Origin of the sequence: Kitasatospora sp. NPDC059327 (genome assembly GCF_042752535.1) — a bacterium.
In the GTDB taxonomy this organism is placed as follows: Bacteria; Actinomycetota; Actinomycetes; order Streptomycetales; family Streptomycetaceae; genus Kitasatospora.
Genome location: NZ_JBHYYB010000192.1, coordinates 1 through 7868, shown reverse-complemented (window position 1 = coordinate 7868; position 7868 = coordinate 1). Strand labels below are relative to the sequence as shown.

Genomic DNA, 7868 nt, shown 5'->3' with positions numbered 1-7868 from the left:
TCTACCAACCTGCTGACCTGGTCAAACCGTTGCAGCGGACACCGGAACTGACCGGCTGCCAGCCCACGGTTTCCAAGATCCCCGACAGCATCAGGCACTGACCTTGTCGTTTAACGACTTCGTCGGGCGAGACCAATGAGGGACTCTGTCGGCCAGCAGAGCCAGTACAAGAGCCGATTCAGCACCACGTAGTAGTGGAAGCTGACCCATCCGTTCTCTTTGTCGACGATAAGGGGTGCGTCGTCCCGGTAGACGTAGCGGAGATACCGGCGACGGATCGGTGCTCCGGCGATCAGCAACACCGGCGAAGCCGCGAGGATCCCCACATAGATCAGAGCCCTGCTGGCGATCAGTCTGGCCGGTTCATCGATGCGCATGACGGCAGTGTGTCGGGCCTTGGCCCTCGTGTCAGCCTGATCGCCTGGGTTTGGTGCCCTTCTGATGATGGGTGGGCCGGACGTACGCCTCGCCGGTGGCGAGGACTCTGCCCACTTCGTAGCGGGCGGCGGGCCGCTGGTTCTTCGAGCCCAGCGGCCGGCCGGGTCCGGGGTGGGTGGGTTTCGGCACACGCGCTGGTGAAGGGGCCTTCGTGTGGAGGTTCCTGAACCCGCGCCGGACGCGGGCGGGGGTCAGCTTGTTCGGTTCCGCCGGCCGCTCCCAGGGCCGGCGCAGGTCGGCAACCAGCGGGCGGGCAAGGCGGAGCTGGGTGTGGGCGGCGATGACCACCCAGGTCCAGCGGTCGGCCGCCGCCGAGTCGCGCAGGCGGGGCCGGGTCCAGCCGAGGGTCTGCTTGAACAGGCGGAAGGTGTGCTCCAAGTCGAACCTGCGAAGGAAGGACTGCCAGCAGCGGTCCACGTCGGCCGGGCTCGCGCCGGTGCGCGACCACCACAGCCAGACCGGCCGGTTCACCCCTCCGCTGGGCAGCTTCTCGACGGCAAGGCGGATGACGGTGCCCCCGATGACCGGCAACGGCCCGTCGTGCTCCAGCCAGGCCGCGCGGCGGGTCAGCCTCGGGTGGAGTCGGTCCCAGGCCCGGGCGACGGCGGTGCCGTAGCGACGGGTGGCGGTGGTGGTGACCGCCTGCTCGTCGCCCCAGGTGGCGGGGTCGCCGAAGACGAACTCGCCGCCGTGCTTGGGCGGCCGGCCCCCGGCCGGGTTCGCGGCGGCGAACTCCGCACGGCTCGGCGCCGGGCGGCGCATCACGCGGTCCGAGCGGAGCCGGCCGAGGACCTGCACCGGCAGGCCGCCGAGCAGGTGGGCGATGCGCGGGGCGTCGTAGCCGGCGTCGAGGACGACCAGGATCTCCGGGTCGCCGTCGTGCCACTGCCCAGCGTCGAGCAGCCTCCGCCGGCACGGAGGTCTTCGATCAACTGCGTGACATCCGCCGCAACCAGCTCACCCAGGAGGACTGACAGATGTACCGCATGTGCCGAATTCGTCTGGAGACCGTGGGGCACAGTGACGCGGGCTTCAGGTCCCTCACTCTCGACCTGAGGAACCATGCGAACCTGGTGGGCGCCGTTGGAGCCCCAGCCGTGGACACGGTGCTGTGGCTGCGCAATGGCGGCGGCAAGTCGAGCCTGTTGGCGCTGATCTTCAGCCTCTTCCTGCCCCATAAGCGCGACTTCATCGGCCATGAGAAAGGCAAGTCGCTGGCCGACTACGTGGCCGAGGGGCAGGTGGCGCACGTGGTGGCCGAATGGGAGGACACCTCCAATCCCTTCGGCTGCAACACTCTGATCACCGGTGGCGTCTACCAGTGGAAGGACGACCACCAGCCGCAGGACGTGGCCGAGACGTGGGAGGGCCTGACGCGCCGCTGGTACGTGCTGCGCCCGCAGGCCGGTGTCCTGGACCTGGACACCCTGCCGGTGCGGCGTGCCGAAGGCCGTCTGACCCAGTCGTCCTACCTGAATGCCCTGAAGACCGCGGCCAAGGAGGACCGGCGCCTGCAGCTTGCCATCGCCGAGGATCAGGACGACTGGCAGGACCTGTTGTCCTCGAACGGCCTGGACCCGCGGCTGCTGCGGATGCAGCGCGACATGAACCGTGAGGAAGGCGGCATCACCAAGCTCTTCGACTTCGCCACCTGTGAGGACTTTCTCGACCTCTTGATCGATCTGGTCGTCGACCCCGCCCTTCCGGCCAAGGCCCGCAGCGCGTTGTCCGCCCAGGCCGACAACCTCGCCGGCCGGCCCGACCTTGAGCTTGAGCAGCAGTTCCTGGCCGGGACCACCCTGAAACGGCGGCCCGTCCAGCAGCACATCGCCCACCGTTGGCAGAGCGAGCGGGAGCTGGCCCGGCACCGGACCGGGGCCGAACGCGCGCAGATGCTCATCGCCGGTCGTGCTCAGGCTCTGGACGCCAAGGCCGCCGCACTGATCCTGGCGGCCGACCAAGCAGACGCCGATGCCCGCGCCGCACGGGCCCAGGCCGCGGACGCCGGGCGACGAGCCCAGGTCATCGCCCTGTGCGCCGCGCGCCTCGCCGCGGCCGAGGCCGGGAAGTGGGCCGAGCGATGCCAGGAGGAGGAGCAGCGTGGCGCCGACCTCGCCCAAGCGTGGCAGGCCCTCGATCACCTCCTCGAGCAGAACCGGCTGACGCGCGAGCAGGAGGAACTGGCCGCGTTGCAGGCACGGACCACCGAACAGCAAGCGCCCCTACGCGAGGCGTACCACCGGGCGGCCGCGGCCTTGCGGGACCAGCTCGCCATCACGTACGGCAAAGCCCAGGAGGATCTCGCCAAGGCCCGACAGCAACGCAAGGCCTCAGGGGCCGACATGGTGCGGGCTGGCCGCGAGCACGAGGCCGCGCGCACGCGGCACGGCGCGGCGCTCACCGAGCGGGCCCAGGCCGAAGCCGAACTCAACGACCTGTACCGACGCGAACAGCATGCCCGCACCGATGGTGTGCTGCGCGACGGGGAGCAGCTTGCCGAGGCGCTGGAGCGGTTGAGCGGCCAGCAGCGGACGTTCCAAGACCGGCGGAAGACGGCTCGTCTGCAGGCGAGCGGCGCGCGTCAGGAGGCGAACGAGCTGTCGAGGCAGAGCCTTGTTGGAGCTTCCCGTCAGGAACAGGTTCAGGGACAGCACGACAGGGCCTGGGATGAGTTGAGCGCGCTACAGGCGGAGCGGCGCGAACTGTCGTCGCATGCCCGGCTGACCGCGTTGGCCCGCGCCGAACCGGACACCTGCCTGGACCTCGACGTCTGCGGCGAGGACCTCGTGGCTTTGCTGGACGAGGCTGTGAGGGAGGCCGATGGGCAGGCCTCCCGGGCAGAGAGCGAGGCGGCCGAGGACCGCCGGTGCCTGCGGGCATTGCACGAAGGGTTCCTGCCGGCCCCGCGTGAGGTGGAGCAGGCGGTGGAGGAACTGCGCCGCCTGGGGGTGAAGGAGGCGATGACGGGGTTGCAGTTCCTGCGCGAGGCCTACCCTGTGGCCGCCCACGGACGGATCCTGTCCGCCATGCCGCACCTGGCGGGCGGCATCGTCATCGGCGGCTCGCTGGCTGCGGACGAGCTTGCGCGGCTCGCCCGCGAGTGCGGCGCCCACCGCGCGGTCATCACCGTGGGGCGCGAGGAGGCCGCCCGGCGCCTGGCGTCGACGCAGCCGCCGCAGTGCGATGACATCGCCGTCCTCACCCTGGACTCGGCGTTGGTGGATCCGGAGGCCGCGCTGGGTGAGCTCGCCCGCGTCGAGGCGCGGCTGGCCAGTCTCCAGGCGCGGCTGAAGGCCGTCGCGGCGGGCCGGGAGAGCGACCGGGAACTCGCAGATGAGCTACGGCGCCACTTGGCACTCTTCGGGCCCCGCTCTCGCGCTGAGCTCGTCAGCCGGGTGGAGCGTCTGGAGGGAGAACTCGACGACCTGCGCGATCAGGCGCAGCGCCGTCAGAACCGTGACAAGGAACTCGCGCATCTCATTGACGATGCCGAACGGGCCGAGCTCGCCGCGACCGAGGATTTGACCGCCGTTGCCGGTCTTCTGCCCGTCGTGGGTGATCTCGTGCAACGTGCTCAGGGCGCGCCGGCCGCGGAGTCCCGGCGCGAGCAGGGGCACAGCGGGGCACTGGCCGCCGAGAGCGACATGCGGCGGCTGGCGAAAGAACGGACAGCCGCCGGGGCACGCGCGGCCGAAGCCGGGGGACGGACCCGGGTACTGGAGGCAGACCTGGACCGGTGGGGAAACGAGCTGGCCCAACTGAAGGCAGATGTCCCTGCCGATTGTGGCCACGCACTGAGCGACCAGGACCTCGCCCGCATGAGCCTGGACCAGCTGCGGAGCCGACACGAGAACGCCCGTGCCCTCTGGCAGGCCCAGGACGCCGACCGCGAACTCACCTTGCGAGCCGAAGCCTGCGCCCGGTCCATGGCTCAGGTGGAGGGCCGGCTGGCGCCCTTCACCGAGCAGCAGCGCGGTCTCGCCACAGAACTCGCCTCCACTGCGGACGCGGCCGAGCCGCACCTGCGGCGCGCCGCGGCGCAGGACGCCCAGGAGGTCCTCGCTGGCCACCGGCGCCGGCTCGCCGGCGCCCAGAGCGCCGTCGAGAGCGCCGCCGCACGCCTGACCGAAGCGAGCGCCGCGAAACCCGCGGTGACGCCTGAGGAGGAACGGCAGGAGCGGTTCGAGGGCTGCGCCCGAGCCGACGCGGCACTCGCCAGTGTCCGCGCCGAGGCGCAGCAAGCCACGGAGCGCTGCCACGCTCAGGAGCTGAACAGCCTGCGGCGCAAGGCCGAAGCTTCCGAGGCGAGCGGCCACGCAGGGCAGCGGCGCGGTCGGGGACGGTGTCGCCGGGGGTGCCGACGGATGCCGTACGACAAGAATTTCGAGAGGCCGTGGTGCCGGGTCGGCGGGAGCCGTCGGAGCGGCGCAGGCGGAGGTCGGGGTCCGCGTCGGTGATCCGATCTTCCTCGGCCGGACCGCCGGGTGGACGCGGTGCCCAGCCTGTTCACGCAGTCCCGCCAGTTCCGTGCCCACACCAAGGAGACGAAGCGCAACTACGTGACCGACATCGCGCTCTACCTGGACTTCCTGCTGGTCCGAGGTGTGGGTTGGTGGGATGCGGGTGAGGGGATCTGCGGGACTTCGAGGACTGGCGGCGGTTCGCGCCGGACAACCCGCAGCCGATCGGGCCGTCGAAGTGGAACCGGGAGCTCGCCGCGCTGATCGGTCTGTACGGGTGGGCGGTTCGGGGCGGCCATGGCGGTGCGGGGTCAGCCCTCCAAGCGGCTCTTGCTGAGCCAGGCGACCTTCTCGGGGTCGTGGTGGTCGAAGAACAGGGTCGTGCCGCTGTCGAGGGCGGCAATGGCTGCCGTCTGCTCTTCGGTGAGCTGGAAGTCGAAGACGTCGATGTTCTGCGCCATCCGGTCGGGGTTGACGGACTTGGGGATGGTGACGATGTCGCGCTGGATCAGCCAGCGCAGCACGACCTGGGCCACGGACTTGCCGTGCGCCTCGCCGATGCCGACCAGCACGGGATGGGTGAACAGGTCGTTCTTGCCTTCGGCGAAGCCTCCCCACGACTGGTGCTGCACCCGGTGCTCGCGCATCAGGGCGTGGTCGGCGGTCCGCTGGAAGTAGGGGTGGGTCTCGATCTGGTTGACCTGCGGGGCAATCTCGTTGTTGAGAATCAGGTCCAGCAGCCGGTCGGGGTAGAAGTTGGCGACGCCGATCGCCCGCGCCAGGCCCTCGCGGTTCGCGGCCTCCATGGCGCGCCACTGGCCGTAGACGTCGCCGTAGGGCTGGTGCATCAGGTAGAGGTCGACGTGGTCCAGGCCGAGCTTGGCCAGGGAGGTCTCCAGGGCGCGGCGGGTGTTGTCCTGGGCGGGGGCGTCCTGGACCCACAGCTTGGTGGTGACGAACAGTTCCTCGCGGGGGATGCCGCTGTTCTTGATGGCGTGGCCGACGGCTTCCTCGTTGCCGTAGCGGGCGGCGGTGTCCAGCAGGCGATAGCCGGCCTCCAGGGCCTGGGTGACGGCGCGTTCGGTCTGGTCGGCGGGGATCCGGTAGACGCCGAAGCCGAGGATCGGCATCCGGGCGTCGTTGCTCAGGGTGACGTGCTGCACGGTGTTCTTCCTTCGCTGGTCAGGGGTGTGTCGCCGGTCGCCGGGCGGAGTGCGTCCGGGAGTGCGTGGTCAGGGGATCAGGAGGGCCTTGAGGACCTGCCGGTCAGCCCCGGCCTCGGGCTGGTGGACACGGTCGGGAGCGGTGGAAGTGGCGGGCGTCGGAGCGCCTCCTGGAGCGGACGGATCGGTCATGCCCGCCAGACAACCGCGTCCCGACCGCTCACGGGGCGGTGAAGCAGACCCCAACAGGGACCCCCACGCCCGTGCCCGGTGAGGGAGCCGGTCGTAGGGTCGGAGCATGGACCGACGCACCGAGATCCGCGACTTCCTCACCACCCGCCGGGCCCGCGTCACTCCAGAACAGGCCGGCCTCACCCCCTCCCCGCCGGACCGCACCCGCCGCGTCCCCGGCCTGCGCCGCGAGGAAGTCGCGCAGCTCGCCGGTGTCAGCGTCCCCTACTACACCCGCCTGGAGCGCGGCGACGCCCGTGGCGCCACCGACGCCGTCCTCGACGCCATCGCCCGCGCCCTGCTCCTGGACGACGAGGAGCGCGCCCACCTCTTCGACCTGGTCCGTGCCGCCAACGCCGCGGCCACCGGCCCAGCTGGACCGGCCCGGCCTGCCCGGCAGCCCGTCCGCCCCGGCCTGCGCAACCTCGTCGAGACGATCAGCGGCATCCCCGCCTACCTGCGCAACGCCCACCTCGACCTTCTCGCCGGCAACACCCTCGCCCGCGCCCTGTTCGCTCCGATCTTCGACAGCCCCGCCCGCCCGGCGAATGCCGCCCGCTTCACCTTCCTGGACCCGGCCGCCACCGCGTTCTACCCGTGCTGGGACGCCGTCGCCGACCAGAACGTCGCCACCCTGCGCACCGAAGTCGGCCGCAACCCCCACGACAAGGCGCTCTCCGACCTGATCGGCGAACTCTCCACCCGCGGCGGCGACGCCTTCCGCCGGCGGTGGGCCCGCCACGATGTCCGCCATCACCGCGCCGGCGCGAAGCGCATCCACCACCCCCTCGTCGGCGACCTCGCCTTCACCTACGAGACCACCCGGATCACCGCTGACGACGGCCTCTACCTCATCCTCTGCGCAGTCCCGCCCGGCAGCCGCGACGCCGAAACCCTCGACCTCCTCGCCAGTTGGAGCAGCCCCCAGCCCACGAGCGAGACATCAACACGCAGAACGTGACAGGCAAGCCAGGACCAGGGAGGTGTCGGTGGCCCGGGAGTATCAGAATTTCGGTGGACACCCTGATCAAGGGAGTCACTGATGAGCTCGCTGACGGATCACCGGATCGAGTCGGTTCCTGAGGGGACGGTTTCGGCGGAGGCGGAAACGGCCGATGCCTTGGACATGGGTTCCAGGAGAGACACACGTGGGTCGGACGTGGTGGCGTCCGTGGCCGAGCTGGCTGCCGAGCGGGCCCGGGCCGGCGGGATGCAGCTGCTCGGCGAGGGTGGTCTGTTGCAACAGCTGACCCGGCACTTGCTCCAGGAGGCTCTGGAAACCGAGATGGACGAGCACCTGGCCGGTTCCGCGGAGTCGGGCCGCAGTGCCCGCGAGGGCGGAAACGCCCGCAACGGCTACCGGTCCAAGACGGTGCTGACCGAGGCCGGACCGGTCACCGTAGAGGTGCCCCGGGACCGGTCGGGGACGTTCACGCCGAAGGTGCTGCCCCGGCATGCGCGCCGCACGGAGGGCCTGGACGATCTGGTCGTGTCGCTGACCGCGAAGGGCCTGACCTCAGGGGAGATCGTCGCGCACCTCGCCGAGGTCTACGGAATGGCGACGAGCAAGGAGACC

General features: G+C 70.8%; 5 protein-coding genes and 1 pseudogene. 3 read left to right on the top strand and 3 right to left on the bottom strand.

Annotated features, from left to right (window positions below; genetic code table 11):
* Window positions 1-110: 110 nt before the first annotated feature.
* Together ACFXHB_RS43850 and ACFXHB_RS43845 are read right to left on the bottom strand one after the other, a co-directional pair.
* Window positions 111-377 (bottom strand): hypothetical protein, encoded by a 267-nt coding sequence (locus tag ACFXHB_RS43850; protein ID WP_380582692.1) that lies wholly within the window; start codon window positions 375-377, stop codon window positions 111-113.
* A gap of 31 nt (window positions 378-408) precedes the next feature.
* Window positions 409-1344 (bottom strand): annotated as a pseudogene (locus ACFXHB_RS43845) (transposase); the annotation flags it as partial.
* Window positions 1345-1535: 191 nt separating this feature from the next.
* Here ACFXHB_RS43845 and ACFXHB_RS43840 point away from each other — a divergent pair.
* Window positions 1536-4895, top strand: a complete 3360-nt coding sequence (locus ACFXHB_RS43840) for a hypothetical protein (RefSeq protein WP_380582690.1) — start codon at window positions 1536-1538, stop codon at window positions 4893-4895.
* 314 nt (window positions 4896-5209) lie between these two features.
* Here ACFXHB_RS43840 and ACFXHB_RS43835 read toward each other — a convergent pair whose 3' ends face one another.
* Complete coding sequence (locus tag ACFXHB_RS43835; protein ID WP_380582688.1) at window positions 5210-6061, bottom strand: aldo/keto reductase; 852 nt, start codon at window positions 6059-6061, stop codon at window positions 5210-5212.
* A gap of 298 nt (window positions 6062-6359) precedes the next feature.
* Here ACFXHB_RS43835 and ACFXHB_RS43830 point away from each other — a divergent pair, with 298 nt between their 5' ends.
* Both ACFXHB_RS43830 and ACFXHB_RS43825 read left to right on the top strand, forming a co-directional pair.
* Window positions 6360-7253 carry a helix-turn-helix transcriptional regulator gene (locus ACFXHB_RS43830; protein ID WP_380582686.1) on the top strand — a complete coding sequence of 298 codons (894 nt, stop codon included), beginning with the start codon at window positions 6360-6362 and terminating at the stop codon, window positions 7251-7253.
* Window positions 7254-7334: 81 nt separating this feature from the next.
* Window positions 7335-7868: transposase (locus tag ACFXHB_RS43825; protein ID WP_380582684.1), on the top strand; the 534-nt coding region annotated here is incomplete at its 3' end.

Excerpts from the sequence above, each read along its gene's own strand:
- ACFXHB_RS43850 (WP_380582692.1), bottom strand. The coding sequence starts at position 377 with ATGCGCATCGATGAACCGGCCAGACTGATCGCCAGCAGGGCTCTGATC.
- ACFXHB_RS43830 (WP_380582686.1), top strand. The coding sequence starts at position 6,360 with ATGGACCGACGCACCGAGATCCGCGACTTCCTCACCACCCGCCGGGCC.